Origin of the sequence: Streptosporangium sp. NPDC023963, from assembly GCF_040639135.1 — a bacterium.
Taxonomy (GTDB): domain Bacteria; phylum Actinomycetota; class Actinomycetes; order Streptosporangiales; family Streptosporangiaceae; genus Streptosporangium.
The window spans coordinates 1-15,718 of record NZ_JBEZZK010000016.1; the positions used below are offsets into that span (position 1 = coordinate 1).

A 15,718-nucleotide genomic window follows, 5' to 3' on the forward strand; every position below is an offset into this window, starting at 1 on the left:
GCCAAACTCGGCGTCGACACCGTGGTCGGCTTCACCGGTTCTTCCATCTGGCACACCGTGGCCATGTTCCCGCCCGTGCCCCCCCAGATGATCGAAGACGGCTACGCCGACTTCGCCGAGCGCTGGAACCCCATCCTGGACGTCTTCGACGAGGTCGGCGTCCGCTTCGCCCACGAGGTCCACCCCAGCGAGATCGCCTACGACTACCACACCACCGTGCGCACCCTGCAGGCCATCGGCCACCGCCCCGCGTTCGGCCTGAACTGGGACCCCTCCCACATGGTGTGGCAGGAGATCGACCCGGTCGCCTTCATCCTCGACTTCGCCGACCGCATCTACCACGTCGACTGCAAGGACGCCAAGGTCCGCACCGGCGACGGCCGCCGCGGCCGCCTGGCCTCTCACCTGCCCTGGGCCGACCTGCGCCGCGGCTGGGACTTCGTCTCCACCGGACGCGGCGACGTGCCCTGGGAGGACTGCTTCCGCGCCCTCAACGCCATCGGCTACAACGGCCCCATCTCCATCGAGTGGGAGGACGCCGGCATGGACCGCCTCGACGGCGCCCCCGACGCGCTGGCCGTCATCCGCAAACTCAACGCCATCACCCCGCCCACCACCGCCTTCGACGCCGCCTTCTCCTCCGACTGAAGACCCCCACGGACCGAAACCGCGGACCGAATTCTCGGACCGAATTCTCGGACCGAACCCCCGGGCCGAAACCCCGACGGGGAACAGCCGGACCTCCCGGCTGGAACCCGCGTGGAAACCCGGCCTGGAACCCGAACCGACCCCCTCAGGACGAACCTCTCGGGCCGGACGTCCCGGCCCGGGATTCCTGACTGAGCTCGCTGACAGAATTTTTTTACGTTGAGCTGCTATGACGGAAAAATATAGCCCTGAGACATATATCCGTAATATCCGCACAACGTACGATTCCTTGCACAAGCGGGTCGGACCTACCGGCTCGGCCCGCCGCGGGGTCGTCTCCTCCGTTTTAACGACCACGTATGCCCGCCGTGACATCCCCTCCGACCGGATGGCCGAAATGGTGATGTCATCGGCGCCGCCCGGCCTCGGCCGGGCGGATGAAAACCGTCATCCCCCAGGAGTCGACTCACCACAGGAGGCCAGATGCGTACGGGAGTGTGGCTGGTAGGAGCACGAGGGTCCGTCGCCGTCACGAGCGTGATCGGAGCGCTAGCGGTGCGCGCCGGTCTCGCCCAGCCGACGGGCTGCGTCACGGAACTCCCCGAGTTCGGCGGCGCCGGGCTGCCAGGTCTGGGAGACCTGGTGTTCGGCGGGCACGACATCGTGCCGACCCCGCTGGAGAAGAAGGCGGCCGCGCTGGCCGGGGCCGGGATCGTACCGGCCCGGCTGGTCGAGGCCCTGCGCGACGAGCTCGCCGACGTCGAGGAGAACCTGAGGCAGGTGCCGCTCGCCGAGAACCAGGCCGCGACCGCGGAGCTGATCAGCGCCGACATCACCGAGTTCCGGCTGCGGCACGGCCTGGAACGGGTCGTCGTCATCAACGTCTCGACCACCGAGCCGGCACCCGAGCCCCATCCGGCGTACGCCGACCTGGAGCTGCTGGAGGCCGAGCTGGCGGTCTCCCGGGACCTGCTGCCGCCCAGCGCCCTGACGGCGTACGCCGCCTTCCGCGCGGGCTGCCCCTACGTGGACTTCACCCCGTCGACGGGCGCCAGGCTGCCCGCCCTGGACCGGCTCGCCGGCCTGGCGGGGCTGCCGTACGGAGGCCACGACGGCAAGACCGGCGAGACGCTCGTCAAGTCGGTGCTCGCCCCGATGTTCGCCCAGCGCAACCTGCGGGTCCGCACCTGGTCGGGGATGAACCTCCTCGGCGGGGGAGACGGCGCCAACCTCGCCGACCCCGCCGCCAACGCCGCCAAGGCCGCCAGCAAGCAGCGGGTGCTGGGCGAGACGCTCGGCTACACCCCGCAGGGCGAGACCCGCATCGAGTACGTGGAGGACATCGGCGACTTCAAGACCGCCTGGGACCTTGTCACCTTCGAGGGGTTCCTGGGTACGCCCATGCGCATGGAGTTCACCTGGCACGGCTGCGACTCCGCCCTGGCCGCGCCCCTGATCCTGGACCTGGCGAGGCTCACGGCGGCGGCGCACCGCTCCGGCCGCACCGGTCCGCTGAGCGAGCTGGCCTTCTTCTTCAAGGACCCGCTCGGGGTGGTGCCGCACGCGCTGGCCGACCAGTGGCGGGTGCTGCGCGCGTTCGCCGGCACCCTCGGCGGAGAGGAGCCGGTCTGATGCCGTCGCTGCGCGATCTCGTGGAGCTCGTGCGCGCCCCCGCCGCCCTGTCCGTACCCGGTGACGTCGTCGCCGGGGCCGCCGCCGGGCAGGTGCTCGGCGGCAGGACCCTCGGCCTGGCCTGCTCCTCGGTCTGCCTGTACTGGGCGGGGATGGCCGCCAACGACTGGGCCGACCGCCGCCTGGACGCGGTGGAACGCCCGGAGCGGCCGATCCCGTCCGGCCGCGTGTCGCCCGGCGCCGCGCTCGGGATCGCCGCCGGGCTCACCGTCGCCGGTCTCGCGGCGGCCGGGCTCTCCGGCGGACGCCGGGCCCTCGCGGTCGCCGTCCCGCTCGCCGCCGCCGTCTGGTCGTACGACCTGGTGGCGAAGAACACCGCGGCGGGCCCCCTGGCGATGGCGCTCTGCCGGGGGCTCGACGTGCTGCTGGGCGCCACCCCGGGGCGGAGCGTCGCGGACGCGCTGCCCTCGGCCCTCACCGTCGCCGCCCACACCTACCTGCTCACCGCGCTGTCGCGCGCCGAGGTGTCCGGCTCCGACCGGAGCCTTCCGGTGGCGACCCTGGCCGGTACCGTCGCGCTCGCGGTGGCCACCGCCCTGGGACGCGGCGACGCCTCCCCGAAGCCGCAGACCGCGCGCGCGGCGCAGGTGGTGCGGGCCGTGCAGGCGGGGCTCACCGGCTGGTACGCCGCCAGGTTCGGCCTGTCCCAGGCCCAGGCGGTCGCCGAGCCGTCGGCCTCCCGGATGCGGGCCGCCGTCGGCACCGGCATCGTCGCGCTGCCCGCCCTGCAGGGCGCGCTCGTCGCCCGCAGCGGCGCCACCCGCGAGGGCATCGCGGTCGCGGCGGCCGTCCCGCTGGGCCGGGCCCTCGCGAGGAAGGTGTCCCCCACGTGAGTCCCGGCAGCACCGACACCGACACGACCCTCGGGCCGAGGTTCGGCTACGGCACCAACGGGTTCGCCAACCACCGGCTCGCCGACGCGCTCCGGGTCATCGCCGACCTCGGCTACCAGGGGGTCGCCCTCACCCTCGACCACGACCACCTGGACCCGTACCAGGAAGGGCTGGCACGCAGGGTCGCGGCCACGGCCGACCTGCTGCGCGACCTCGGGCTCGGCGTGGTCGTCGAGACCGGGGCCCGCTACCTGCTGGACCCGTGGCACAAGCACGCCCCCACGCTGCTGCACGACGAGCGCGAGAAGCGCCTGGACTTCCTTAACCGGGCGGTCGCCATCGGCGCCGACCTCGGAGCCGAGGCGGTGTCGTTCTGGGCGGGGGTGCGCCCGGAGACGGTCGACGAGGCCACGGCCTGGGCCAGGCTCGTCGACGGCTGCGCCCGGCTCGCCGAGACGGCCGCCGCCGCCGGCGTGCCGCTGGGCTTCGAACCCGAGCCCGGCATGCTCGTCGAGACGATCGCCGGATGGCGCAAGCTGCACGCCGAGCTCGGCGAACCCGCGGCGTTCGGCATCACGCTGGACATCGGCCACTGCCGCTGCCTCGAACCCGACCCGGTCCCCGACTGCGTCACGGCCGTCGCCGGACACCTGGTCAACGTGCAGATCGACGACATGCGCCGCGGCGTGCACGAGCACCTGGAGTTCGGCGAGGGAGAGATCGACTTCCCTCCCGTGCTGCGCGCCCTGGCCGAGTGCGGCTACCGGGGCCTGGTCGCGGTGGAGCTGCCCCGCCACTCGCACGCCGCGCCGCAGGTGGCCGCCCGATCCCTGGACTTCCTGCGTGCGGCCGCCGCAGAAGGGACGAACGCATGACCCCACGACCGAACATCCAGACGGACGGCCTGCTGAAGGCGCTCGACCAGGAGTGGCTCGCCGGCGCGCGCGAAAGCGTCGCCGCCAAGCCCGAGAGCGTCACGCGGCACTTCGCCTCCGCGGGACGGCGCGCCGGACGGGCACCGCTGCCGGACGCGCCCGGCTGGACCGCCGACGAGGCGGCGAGGGCCGTCCTGCTCGCCGCGCTCCCGCCGGACGCGGTGGCCGGGCAGGTCGCCGACCTCTACCGGTACGGCGACGCCGACGAGAAGCGCGCCGTGCTCAAGGCCCTGCCGCTGCTGCCCCTCGGCGCGGAGGCGGTACCGCTGCTGCACGACGCGATCCGCACCAACGACACCCGCCTGGTGGCCGCCGCCCTCGGCCCCTACGCCGGTCACCTCGACCAGACCATGTGGCGGCAGGCGGTGCTCAAGTGCGTGTTCATGGGCGTGCCGCTCGCCGCCGTGGACCGGCTGGAGGAGCGGGCCGACGCCGAACTGGCCGGGATGCTGGCCGCGTTCGCCGAGGAACGCACCGCGGCCGGGCGCCCCACCCCCGACGACGCGACCGCACTGCTCGACCGCCTGACCGGCGAGAAGCCCGGCGACCCGACCGGCGAGAAGCCCGACCGTCCGACCAGCGAGAAGGAGGCCTGATGCGGATCTTCGACCCGCACATCCACATGACGTCGCGCACCACCGACGACTACGCCAGGATGGCCGCCGCCGGGGTGCTCGCCATCGTGGAGCCCGCCTTCTGGCTGGGCCAGCCGCGGACCAACCCCGGCTCGTTCACCGACTACTTCGACTCGCTGATCGGCTGGGAGCCGTACCGCGCGGGGCAGTTCGGCATCCTGCACCACGCCACCATCGCGCTGAACCCCAAGGAGGCCGGGGACCCGCGCTGCCGGCCCGTGCTCGACCTGCTCCCGCGCTACCTGGAGAAGGACCGCGTCGTCGCGGTCGGCGAGATCGGCTACGACTCGATGACCCCCGCCGAGGACGACGCCTTCGAACGGCAGCTCGCGATGGCCGTCGACCACGAGCTGCCCGCGCTCGTGCACACCCCGCACCGCGACAAGGCCAAGGGAACCCAGCGCACCCTCGACGTCGTCGCCTCGTCCGGCATCGCGCCCGGCATGGTCGCCGTCGACCACCTCAACGAGGTCACCGCCGGGATCGTGCACGACTCGGGCTGCTGGATGGGCTTCTCCATCTACCCCGAGACCAAGATGTCGCCACCCCGCATGGTGGAGATCCTGCGCGAGCACGGCCTGGAGCGGGTGCTGGTCAACTCCGCCGCCGACTGGGGCGTGTCCGACCCGCTGCTCACCCTGGAGACCGGCAGGGCGATGCTGGAGGCCGGGTTCAGCGAGGACGACGTCGACCGGGTGCTCTGGCGCAACCCCGTGGAGTTCTACGGCCAGTCGGGACGCCTGGACCTGTCCGAGGTCGCCGGGGCGCGGGAGGCCACGTTCGAGGGCAGTTCCATCAAGCGCGGAGGGTCTTGATGCGGCTGCGTCACCCCGGCGGACGGACGCTGCACCTCAGCTACTGCACCAACGTGCACCCGGCCGAGGACCTCGGCGGCATCGTCGAGCAGCTCGACACGTACGCGGTGCCGATCCGCGCCCGCCTCGGCGCCGACACGCTCGGGCTCGGGCTCTGGCTGGCCGCGCCCGTCGCCGCCGCGCTCGCCGCCGACCCCGCGCTGCTGGCCGGGTTCCGCCGCGAGCTGGACGCGCGTGAGCTGGAGGTCGTGACGCTCAACGGCTTCCCCTACCGCTCGTTCCAGGACCCGGTGGTCAAGCACGCGGTCTACCACCCCGACTGGACGACTCCCGAACGGCTCGCCTACACCCTCGACCTGGCGAACGTCCTGGCCGCCCTCCTGCCGGACGACGCCGCCAGGGGGTCGATCTCCACGCTCCCGCTCGCCTGGCGCGACCCCTGGAACGAGGAGATGTCCGGTCTCGCGATGAGCAGGCTCGACGAGCTCGCCACCGGGCTCGCCGCCGTCGAGTCCGCCACCGGCCGCGTCATCCGGGTGGCGTTCGAACCCGAGCCCGGCTGCGTGGTGGAGACCACCGGGCAGGCCGTGCGCGCCCTGTCCGGCGTCGACACCGACCGGCTCGGCGTCTGCCTGGACCTCGCCCACCTGGCGTGCGCCTGGGAGCGGCCCGCCGACGCGCTGCGTCAGTACGCCGAGGCGGGCCTGCCCGTCGTCAAGGTCCAGGTCTCCGCGGCCCTGGAGAGCGACGACCCGGAGACCCTGCGCGAGTACGTCGAGCCGCGCTTCCTGCACCAGACCCGCAACGCGGCCGGCGACGACGCCGACGACCTCGACGAGGCGTTCGAGCGGAAGCTGCCCGGACCGTGGCGGGTCCACTACCACGTACCGCTGCACGTCGCACCGCAAGCGCCGCTCGCCACCACCGCGCCGGTGCTCCGCGAGGCCCTCGCGGAGCTCGTCGGCGGCCCCGAACCGCTGTGCGACCACTTCGACGTGGAGACCTACACCTGGGGCGTGCTGCCACCCGCGCTGCGCCCGCAGACGCCCGAACAGCTCGCCGGCGGCATCGCCGACGAGCTGGACTTCGCCCGCGCCGAGATGCGCGACCTTGGAGTGAAAGCATGACATCGTTGCTGGTCCTCGACGTGGTGGGGCTCACCCCGAGACTGCTGGCGCACATGCCGAGGCTGCGCGCCGTCGCCGACGGCGGCTTCCAGGCAGAGCTCGGCACCGTGCTGCCCGCCGTCACCTGCTCGGCCCAGTCGACCTTCCTCACCGGCGTCGCGCCCACCGAGCACGGCGTCGTCGGCAACGGCTGGTACTTCCGCGAGCTCGGCGAGGTCTTCCTGTGGCGCCAGCACAACGCGCTGGTCGGCGGGGACAAGCTGTGGCACGCCGCCCGGCGCGAGCGGCCCGGTTTCACCGTGGCCAACGTGTGCTGGTGGTACGCCATGGGCGCCGACGTCGACTGGACGGTCACCCCCCGGCCCATCTACCGGGCCGACGGGCGCAAGGACCCCGACTGCTACACCTACCCGCCCCAGCTGCACGACGAGCTCACCGGCAAGCTGGGCGACTTCCCGCTGTTCACCTACTGGGGCCCGGGCGCGGGAATCGCCTCGTCCACCTGGATCTGCCGCGCCACCGAGCAGATCATGAAGGACCACGACCCGGACCTCACCCTGGCGTACGTGCCGCACCTGGACTACGACCTGCAGCGGTTCGGCCCGTCCGACCCGCGCTCGGCCGCCGCCGCCTCCGAGCTCGACACCGTGCTGGCCCCCCTGCTGGACGCCGCCGCCGCGCGCGGGACCACCGTGGTGGCCCTGTCGGAGTACGGGATCACCGACGTCTCCCGCCCGGTCGACATCAACCGGCTGCTGCGGACCGAGGGGCTGCTGGAGGTCTACACCCAGGACGGCATGGAGTATCTCGACCCCTGGACCTCCCGCGCGTTCGCCGTCGCCGACCACCAGGTGGCCCACGTCTACGTCGCCGACCCCGCCGACATCCCGGCCGTCGCCAAGCTCTGCGCGGGCCTGCCCGGGGTCGCCGAGGTGCTCGACGAGGAGGGCAAGGCCCAGAACGGGCTGGCGCACTCCCGCGCCGGGGAGCTGGTCCTCGTCGCCGAGCCGGACTCCTGGTTCACCTACTACTACTGGCTCGACGACGCCCGGCGTCCCGACTTCGCCAACCTGGTCGAGATCCACCGCAAGCCCGGCTACGACCCCGCCGAGCTGTTCTTCGACCCCGCCGCGCCCGGCGCCGCCAAGCGCAGGGCCGCCGTGGCGCTGCTGCGCAAGAAGACGGGCATGCGCTACACGATGAACGTCGTCGGCCTCGACGCGGGCGCCCGCGCCATCCGGGGCTCGCACGGCCGGCTGCCCGACGACCCCCTCGACGGGCCGGTGCTGCTCTGCTCCGACCCGTCCGTGGCCAGCGACCGGATCGCCGCCACCGAGGTGAAGGACCTGCTGCTCCAGCTGTCCCTGCGCTGAGCGGCTCCCAAAACGGCGCCGCCCGCCTGTGCCTTTCACCCCCCGGGCGGGCGGCGCTCTCCACCTTCTTCCCGCATGCCCCTCCGGACGGATCGCATGATCTTCTGCGCGGGGGCCCGGCCGCGTCCGGGCCCCCGCGCGGGAGAACGCTCCCGACGGCGCCCGGCCGCACATCCCGGTCGCCGGCCTTCTCGTGCCGAGGGTGCCGAGGGCGCCGTCCTGGACGAGTAAGTCCGAAGTCCGGTCAGTGGTCGTAGGCGATCAGTGATCGGGTGACGGGCCGGCCGGTGGCGGTCGCCTCATCGCGCGCCCCCGTAGACCCGGGCGGCGGTGCCGCCGAGCACCGCGGCGCGTTCGGCGGGGTGCCAGCCCGCGAGCAGCCGTTCGACGCGGGCGCGTTCGCCCGCGTAGTCGTCGCGCAGCAGCAGAACCGGCCAGTCGGAGCCCCATAGGAGCCGGTCGGCTCCGAGCGCGGCCCGGGCGGCGGCAAGCAGTGTCACGGCCCTTCCCTCGTCGTCACCGAGCCCTGAGACCTTGGCGACCGCGCGCGGGGCCCGGGCGAGCTCGTCGAGCGCGGTGCGCCAGGACCGTGGGTCGGCATCCGGCTCGTGCGCGTTCGCCAGGTGGTCGATCACGACGGCCAGCCCCGGATGGCGGGCGGCGAGCGCGGCGGCCTCGGGCAGCTGCGCGGCCGAGATGAGCAGCTCGAGCAACAGCTCCTCCCTCTCCAGGGCGATGAGCCCCGCCACCGTCGCAGGGTCGGTCCACCAGCCGGCCGGGGCGGCGGTGAGCGACTGCCGCACCCCGCGCAGCAGGGTGCCGCCGGGCGCGGCGCGCAGGGCGGCGAGCCGTTCCGCCGCGTCCGGGCGGGCGAGCTCCACCCAGGCGACCACGCCCAGGACCCGCGGGTCGTGGGCGGCGCCCGCCAGCAGCCGCTCGGATCCCGCGTCGCTCTCCTCGGCGGCGACCAGCACCACGCGGGCGACGCCCGTCGTCGCGAGCTCGGGGGCGAGGTCGTCGAGCGTGAATATCCGGCGGATCGCCCCCGACGCCGGCTCGGCGAGCCAGCCGGTGCCGAGCAGCTCCGCGCCCCAGACGTGGACGTGGGCGTCGACGACGCTCACCGGGCTCAGACGAGCGGCCGGCGGCCGGCGTCGCGCCACGCCTCGTACTCGGCGCGGCTGTCGAGGCTGAGCGGGTAGTAGTCGGACAGCCGCGCGCCCTGCTCGAGCCGCATCCGGCTGAACTCCTCCCAGTTCTCGTGGTCCTCGGCCGACCGCACGAGCTCGAGCGCCTTGCCCGAGGGCACGATCACCGCGCCGTCGTCGTCGGCGACCACGACATCGCCCGGCAGGCAGAGCACGCCGCCGGCGGCGACCGGCACGTCGTAGGCCCAGGGGAACAGGTCGGTCTGCGAGGCGTAGTGCGGCGTCGTGCCGGTGCACCAGATCGGCACCCCGAGCTCGCGCACGCGCGCGGCGTCGCGGATGCACCCGTCGACGACGATGCCGGCACCGCCGCGACGCTTGAAGTAGCGCACGAGCATGTCGCCGAAACAGCCGGTGAACGAGCTCCCGTAGGCCTGCACGACGAGCACGTCGCCCTCCTGCACGGTCTCGAGAACGGCCCAGAGGGCGGTGTCGCGCTCGACGTACTCCTGGCTCAGGCCGCTCGCGACGTCCTCGCGCTGCGGCATGAACTGCAGCGTCAGCGCCGAGCCGACCACGCGACTGCCGCGCTCGAGCGGGACGGGACCCTGAACGGCGGTGCGGGTGATCCCCATGCCGTTGAGCTTGGCGCACGCCGTGGCGGCGCTCACCGCCTCCATCCGACGGAGGATGCCGGGGTCGGCCCGGTCGAAGGCCCCGCCGCGTACCGGCAGAGGCCAGACGGTCGACGGCGACTCGTGGGTGGTGTTCATGCGTTCTTCTCCTGAGCGGTGCGGACGAAGTCCTGGTGGGAGGCGCGGTGGACGCGCCGGGTGGTCTCGAGGTCAAGGGCGATCCGCGTGCGCGCGGGCAGGAGCACCTCGATCCGCGAGGCACCGACCGCGACGCGGTGGCGCGTGGTCGGAACGGGCGGGATGTCGTACCGGCGGTCGTCGCCCGGGTAGCCGGGCTCGGCGGTGTCGTGACCGGCGGTGACGATCTCGTCCTCACCGAAGGCGCCGGCCTGCACGACGACGAGCTGATCCTCGTCGCCGGTGTTGACGAGCTCGAGCGCGACGTGGTGCTCCTCGACCGCGCTGACGAGCGCCGCGACGCCGGGCGGCAGGCCGGGGCGTTCGCGCGTCCCGTCGCCGATCACGACACGGGCGAGCGCGAGGCCGCCGTAGTAGATGGCCGGTGGCGCGCCCGTCACGAGCTGGCTCAGCACCTCCGTCACGACGGGGTTGAGCCGTTGCCAGAAGTGGATGTCCCCGTCCTCCGGTTCGTCCGGTGCCTGTGCGATCAGGGACATCCGCCGGAGGGTCTGGGCGAGGGCCAGCTCGAGCGCGCGTTCCGGGTAGTCCGGATTGCGTCCGGCGAGGTAGCCGATCCACGGCGCCTCGTGGCCCTGCTCCTCCTTGTCGTGGAACCAGCGCACCGCCTCCCAGTCGGAGTCGGAGGCGGCCCGCAGCCGCTCGAGGCGCGGATCGTGCGCGACGTCGCCCTGCGCCCACGCGAGCCAGAGCACAGGCGCGAGCGGCACCGGGTGCCGGTCGAACCAGCCCTCCGGGCCGTACCGGTAGGGCACGAGCAGCTCGCGGGTGCTCTCGTCGGCGCCGAGCCGCTCGGCCCAGCCGGGGCCGAGGCTGCCGCGGGTCGCGATGCGGTCGGCGACCACGCCCTCCGCCATCACGGCGTCGAGGGTGGCGCCGACGAGGCCGATCCGGTCGAGCGTGCCGGTGAGCACCACGGTGTTGAGCGCGGCGACCGTGGCGGTGGGCGCGATCGAGTGCAGGCCGTGAGGCCAGGTCCAGCCGTAGTGGCCGCCGTACCAGGCGCCGCCGTGCAGTTCGCCGACGACCCCGCCGGGACCGACGTTGTCGGGCAGCACGCCGCCGTTCGCGGCCGCGCGCTCGCGCCAGGCGTCGACGTACTCGAGCACCCAGTCGGCGAAGCGCCGGTCGTGGTCGTAGAGCCAGGCGTTGACCGCGAGAGTTGTCGCGGCGAGGTTGACGGCGGTGTCGCCGCGCCCCATCCGCTCCTGCATCGCCTGGCCCATCGCACGGGCCGCGGCCGGGTCGGCCAGGTCGTCCCAGCCGCGGATGCCGGGGACGTCGAGCAGGGGGAGGCCGTAGATCTCCATGCCGGCCTGGTCGGCGCGGTATTCCTCCCAGTCCTCGCCGACGCCCCAGCGCGGACCACCGGAGCCGGTGTGCGGGGCGACGATCGTGCGGGTGACCGGGTCGTAGTTGCCGGTGCCGGGCAGGTAGAGCTCGGCGAAGCGGCGCGCGCGTGCGCGGAACACGGCGTCGGAGGGATCCGCGGCGCAGATGGAGAGGAAGAACGGCAGCGACTCGCCCTGGTGGAACCAGTCGTAGCCGAGCTCGTACTCCTCCCGCACGAATCCGAACTCGGTGAGTTGCCGGGTCACGCCCTCCCAGTGATGCTTGGCCGCGTCGAGAACGTCGGCGGATCCGCCGAGGCGATACAGCACGGGCCAGTTGAAGAACGGCTCGTAGAAGTCGTCGACACCGTCGCGACCGTACATCCGTCCCCGGTAGCGCAGCCGGCCGTCAGGCTCGCAGAAGCGTCGCTCGAACTCGCGCCAGGCACGGTCGAGGCGGGCGAGCAGCTCGCGCTCGAGGACCGCCCAGCGGGGCAGCTCACGGACGGGGACGGTGGCGGAGATCCTGATCATCCTTTGACCGCTCCCGAGGTGAGACCGCCGATGATGCGTCTTTGCAGGAGGACGTAGAACACGATCACGGGCGCGACCGCGAGCAGCATGTTCGAGTAGACGACCGTGAAGTCGGTCGAGTACTTGCTGATCGCCGCGAACACGCCGGTGGTCACCGTGTAGATGCCGGACCCGGGTCCCAGGATGATCCGCGGATTCACGAAGTCCGACCAGACGCCCACCGAGTTGAGCACGACGGCGGTCGCGACGGCCGGGCGCATGAGCGGGAAGATGATGCGCCAGAACGTGCCCATCCGGCTCGCGCCGTCGATGCGAGCCGCCTCGTCGAGCTCGCGCGGGATGCTTTTGACGAACGCGGTGAAGAGGAACACCGTCGTGGGGATCGTCAGCGCCGTCTGGAACAGGACGAGACCGGGAACGGTGCCCATGAGACCGATGGTCCTCAGCACGTAGATCACGGGGATGACGATCGCCTGGCTCGGGATGAACAGGCCCGCCAGCAGCACGAGCAGCACCAGCCGGTGGCCGCGCCGGACCCCGCGGGCGATCGCGTAGGCGGCCGGCCCGGTGACGAGGATCGAGAGCACGTTGACCGACGCGACGAGCAGCGCGGTCGTGCCATAGGCGCCGATCACGTTGAAGTCGGCGGAGGTCGCGGCCGCCACGATGTTGTCGATCGTGAACCCGTCGGAGGGCACGTCGAACGGCGAACCGACGATGTCGTCCTGGCTCTTGAACGCGTTGGTCACGAGCAGATAGAGCGGGACGACCATCACGGCGGCGAGAACGATGAGCACGACGCCCCGGAGCAACCGGATGACGATCACGCGGACACCGCCTGTTCACTCTGGCGGCGGAGCTGGGTGACGACGACCGTCACCGCGATGATCGCGACCATGAGCACGACCGATTGGGCCGCGCCGTAGCCGAGCTGCGAACGGCTGAAGGAGGTCGTGAGGATGTTGAACACGGTCGTCTGGGTGGTTCCGGCAGGCCCGCCCGCGGTGAGCGCGAGCACGAGTTCGTAGACCCGCAGCAGGCCGATGGCGGAGAGCACGACGTTGAGCGTGACGGTCGGCGCGAGCACGGGGAGCTTGACCTGCCAGAAGGTCTGCCAGGGGCCGGCCCCGTCGATGCGGGCCGCCTCCAGAAGCGAGACGTTGAGAGTCTGAAGGCCCGCGAGGTAGAGCACGACGTTGACCCCGAAAGTCGCCCATATGATCACCGCGACGGTCGTGAAAGTGGCCCATACGGGGTCGGCGAGGAAGGGGAGGCGTTCGAGGCCGAGGTTGGTGAGCAGCGCGTTGACCGCGCCGTTGCTGCCGAGGATCGACGCCCAGAGGAAACCGAGGATGACCGGCCCGATCACATACGGTGAGAAGACCAGCACACGCATGACAGTGTTGACGCGGGTGTGGCGGTTGAGGAGCAGGGCGACGCCGACGCCCAGCGTGTTGCAGGCGATCGTGCCCACGACGGCGATCACCGCGGTGAAGGCGGCGGCCCGCAGCACCTCGGGGTCCTGCACGAGCCTCTCGTAGTTGCGGGTTCCGACCCATGACGGCGGGATGGTGAAGCCGTCCCAGTTCGTGAGGCTGAGGTAGATCGCGATCGCGATCGGGATGAGGACGAACAACGCGACCAGCGCGAGCGCCGGCGCGATCATGACGGTGTCGGTGAGCAGTTCGAGGCGGGCGTCCCGGCGACGGCGGGTGGCCGGAGCCGCCCCGCCGGCTCCGGCCCGGGTGTCATTGCCCGGCATTCAGATCCCACCAGGAGTCCAGGGCGGCCGCCGCGTCCGCCGGAGTGGTCTTGACGTAGAGGGCCTGGACCTGCTTGTTGAGCTCGTCGCCGAAACCGCCGGGAATCCTGGGGCCGGACGTGCCGAGTACGAGGCGGGGAGCGGCGTCGAGGATCGCCGCGACCGCCTGGTTGAGCGGGCTGCCCTTGTAGGAGATCCCCTGGCGGAAATTGCCCTCGGAAGCGAGTGACGCGGTGACGGCTGTCTTGTCGCTGACCAAGTACTCGACCAGGCTCAGCGCGAGGTCCCGGTTCTTGGAGGCCTGCAGGATCGAGTACGGCTGCGCGGGTCCGCTCATCTGCCCGGCCGGGCTGCCGTCGAGTGACGGCGCCGCGAAGACCCCCACGTCGAACGAGGTGGCGGCCTCGTCGATCGAGGGCACGATCCAGTTGCCGATCACGTAGGTCGCGGCCTTGCCGGAGGTGAATCCGTCGATCGAGTCCTGGTACTTGAGGCCGAGCGCGTCGGGATCGACGAGGCCGTCGGCGATCCAGCCCGCATAGGCGTCGAGGTACTTCTCGTACGCGCTTTTCGCGAAGGTGGCGGAGCCGGCGTTGCGCTTGGCGTAGAAATCATCGGACGCGAGGAGCTGCGGGTTCGCCAGCATCGCGAACTGCGCTCCGGTGACCCACTCGCCCGCCGTCTGCAGCGGAAGGTAGCCGGCCGCCTTGAGCGCCTTGAGGTCCTTGGTGAACTCGTCGAGGCTGGTCGGCGGCGCGTCGATGCCGGCGGCGGCGAAGGCTTTCTTGTTGTAGAAGACGAGCGACTGGATCTGCGCGCCGGTGGCGACCTGCCAGATCTTGCCGTCGACCTGGTTCTGCTCGGCGAGCGGGGTGTCGAGCACCCACGGCTCCTTCGGGAAGGCGAGCAACTGCGGTGCCACCACGGGGTCGAGGTTGCTGGCGACGATGTCGGGCACGTCACCCGAGGCGAGCTCCTGCTGGAGGGTCGCCTGCACGTCCTCCCCGCTCGGTACCTCGATGGTGACGGTCACCCCCTTGTGCTTGGCGACCCAGGGCTGGACGAGGTCCTCGTAGTACTTCTTCGTCAGGACCGGTGTGATGTTGGCGAGGATGCGGAGCTCGCCCCCGCCCTCCTCGGCGCTGTCGGTCGCGCATCCCGTCAGCAATCCCGCGATCATTGCCGAGCCGATGAGGATCGCGGCGGCGCCGCGTGTGCTCTGTCGCATGAATCTTCCTTGATCTGTAATCGCCTATCGATAGGCAATGGGCGCACAGTAATCGGTCGCGCGTTCGGCGGCAACCTTAGGACGGGTTCGATGCGTCGAGATTTCCGGACGCGTGCGCGGCGAAGGCGCTCGCGGCGACCTCCGGATCGCCGCTCATGAGCGCGTCGATGAGATCGGCGTGCCAGTGGACGACCCGTGCGCGGTCGCCGAGGTAGGAGGGGTCGCCGATCGCGCGCTGGCTGATGAGCATGGGCTCGAGGGTGTCCCAGAGTCTGGCGAGCACCGAGACGCCCGCGGCGGCGATCACGCCGCGGTGGAACTCGACATCGAGTGTGCGGAAGGCCGCCCAATCCCCGGCGGCGACGGCTTCCTGCATTCGCGAGACGATCGCGCGCAGCCGGGTGAGGATGGCGGCGTCCGCGGTCGTGACCACGAGGCGGGCACCTGCCGCCTCGAGCGCGGCGCGCATCTGTCGCGCGATCGCGAACTCCTCGGGGGAGATCTCGGTCACGTAGCTTCCGTGGCGGGGCACCGAGACCACGAGCCCCGCGTGCACCAGTCGCTTCACCGCCTCGCGCACGGGCGCCTGGCTGATGCTGAGCTGCCGGGCGATCTCGGATTCCACGACGCGGGATCCGGGCGCGCGCGAGCCGTCGAGGATCGAGGTGAGGATCAGGTCGTACACCTGGTCCGAAAGCAGTCCCCGGTTGATTCCGGTGTCGGTCATGGTGCCTTCCGTTGCGCTCTGATGTTCCTGTCCAGGCTAGCGATAGTCGATAGAGGGCGTCGCCGTTGTCGCGGTGGTCGAGGCCGAAGCCGTCTCG

General features: G+C 72.0%; 15 protein-coding genes. 8 read left to right on the forward strand and 7 right to left on the reverse strand.

Annotation, left to right across the window (positions count from 1 at the left end; genetic code table 11):
* From AB0F88_RS34350 to AB0F88_RS34385, 8 genes are all read left to right on the forward strand, one after another.
* Window positions 1-648: sugar phosphate isomerase/epimerase family protein (locus tag AB0F88_RS34350; protein WP_362693911.1), on the forward strand; the 648-nt coding region annotated here is incomplete at its 5' end.
* A gap of 483 nt (window positions 649-1,131) precedes the next feature.
* Complete coding sequence (locus AB0F88_RS34355; protein WP_362693914.1) at window positions 1,132-2,280, forward strand: inositol-3-phosphate synthase; 1,149 nt, start codon at window positions 1,132-1,134, stop codon at window positions 2,278-2,280.
* Window positions 2,280-3,173 (forward strand): SCO3242 family prenyltransferase, encoded by an 894-nt coding sequence (locus tag AB0F88_RS34360; RefSeq protein WP_362693917.1) that lies wholly within the window; start codon window positions 2,280-2,282, stop codon window positions 3,171-3,173. Before AB0F88_RS34355 ends, AB0F88_RS34360 begins: the two co-directional genes overlap by 1 nt.
* On the forward strand, window positions 3,170-4,048 hold the full coding sequence (locus tag AB0F88_RS34365) for a sugar phosphate isomerase/epimerase family protein (RefSeq protein WP_362693920.1): 879 nt from the start codon (window positions 3,170-3,172) through the stop codon (window positions 4,046-4,048). The genes AB0F88_RS34360 and AB0F88_RS34365 overlap by 4 nt, the downstream gene beginning before the upstream one ends.
* Entirely contained in the window at window positions 4,045-4,704 is a 660-nt protein-coding gene (locus AB0F88_RS34370) for an EboA domain-containing protein (RefSeq protein ID WP_362693923.1), read from the forward strand. The genes AB0F88_RS34365 and AB0F88_RS34370 overlap by 4 nt, the downstream gene beginning before the upstream one ends.
* Window positions 4,704-5,558, forward strand: a complete 855-nt coding sequence (locus AB0F88_RS34375; protein WP_362693926.1) for a TatD family hydrolase — start codon at window positions 4,704-4,706, stop codon at window positions 5,556-5,558. Before AB0F88_RS34370 ends, AB0F88_RS34375 begins: the two co-directional genes overlap by 1 nt.
* Window positions 5,558-6,685, forward strand: a complete 1,128-nt coding sequence (gene eboE, locus AB0F88_RS34380) for a metabolite traffic protein EboE (RefSeq protein ID WP_362693929.1) — start codon at window positions 5,558-5,560, stop codon at window positions 6,683-6,685. Before AB0F88_RS34375 ends, eboE begins: the two co-directional genes overlap by 1 nt.
* Window positions 6,682-8,058, forward strand: coding sequence for a nucleotide pyrophosphatase/phosphodiesterase family protein (locus tag AB0F88_RS34385; protein ID WP_362693932.1), 1,377 nt, complete (start codon window positions 6,682-6,684; stop codon window positions 8,056-8,058). Before eboE ends, AB0F88_RS34385 begins: the two co-directional genes overlap by 4 nt.
* A gap of 299 nt (window positions 8,059-8,357) precedes the next feature.
* Here the strand turns inward: AB0F88_RS34385 and AB0F88_RS34390 are convergent, their stop codons facing one another.
* From AB0F88_RS34390 to AB0F88_RS34420, 7 genes are all read right to left on the reverse strand, one after another.
* Complete coding sequence (locus AB0F88_RS34390; protein WP_362693935.1) at window positions 8,358-9,182, reverse strand: amidohydrolase family protein; 825 nt, start codon at window positions 9,180-9,182, stop codon at window positions 8,358-8,360.
* 5 nt (window positions 9,183-9,187) lie between these two features.
* Window positions 9,188-9,979: a hypothetical protein gene (locus AB0F88_RS34395; protein ID WP_362693938.1), complete on the reverse strand. Its 792-nt coding sequence runs from the start codon at window positions 9,977-9,979 to the stop codon at window positions 9,188-9,190.
* Entirely contained in the window at window positions 9,976-11,904 is a 1,929-nt protein-coding gene (locus AB0F88_RS34400) for a hypothetical protein (RefSeq protein WP_362693941.1), read from the reverse strand. Before AB0F88_RS34400 ends, AB0F88_RS34395 begins: the two co-directional genes overlap by 4 nt.
* Window positions 11,901-12,731: a carbohydrate ABC transporter permease gene (locus AB0F88_RS34405; protein ID WP_362693944.1), complete on the reverse strand. Its 831-nt coding sequence runs from the start codon at window positions 12,729-12,731 to the stop codon at window positions 11,901-11,903. Before AB0F88_RS34405 ends, AB0F88_RS34400 begins: the two co-directional genes overlap by 4 nt.
* Window positions 12,728-13,666, reverse strand: coding sequence for a sugar ABC transporter permease (locus tag AB0F88_RS34410; protein WP_362693947.1), 939 nt, complete (start codon window positions 13,664-13,666; stop codon window positions 12,728-12,730). Before AB0F88_RS34410 ends, AB0F88_RS34405 begins: the two co-directional genes overlap by 4 nt.
* Window positions 13,653-14,894, reverse strand: a complete 1,242-nt coding sequence (locus tag AB0F88_RS34415; RefSeq protein WP_362693951.1) for an extracellular solute-binding protein — start codon at window positions 14,892-14,894, stop codon at window positions 13,653-13,655. The genes AB0F88_RS34410 and AB0F88_RS34415 overlap by 14 nt, the downstream gene beginning before the upstream one ends.
* Window positions 14,895-14,970: 76 nt before the next feature.
* On the reverse strand, window positions 14,971-15,621 hold the full coding sequence (locus AB0F88_RS34420) for a GntR family transcriptional regulator (RefSeq protein WP_362693954.1): 651 nt from the start codon (window positions 15,619-15,621) through the stop codon (window positions 14,971-14,973).
* Window positions 15,622-15,718 lie beyond the last annotated feature (97 nt).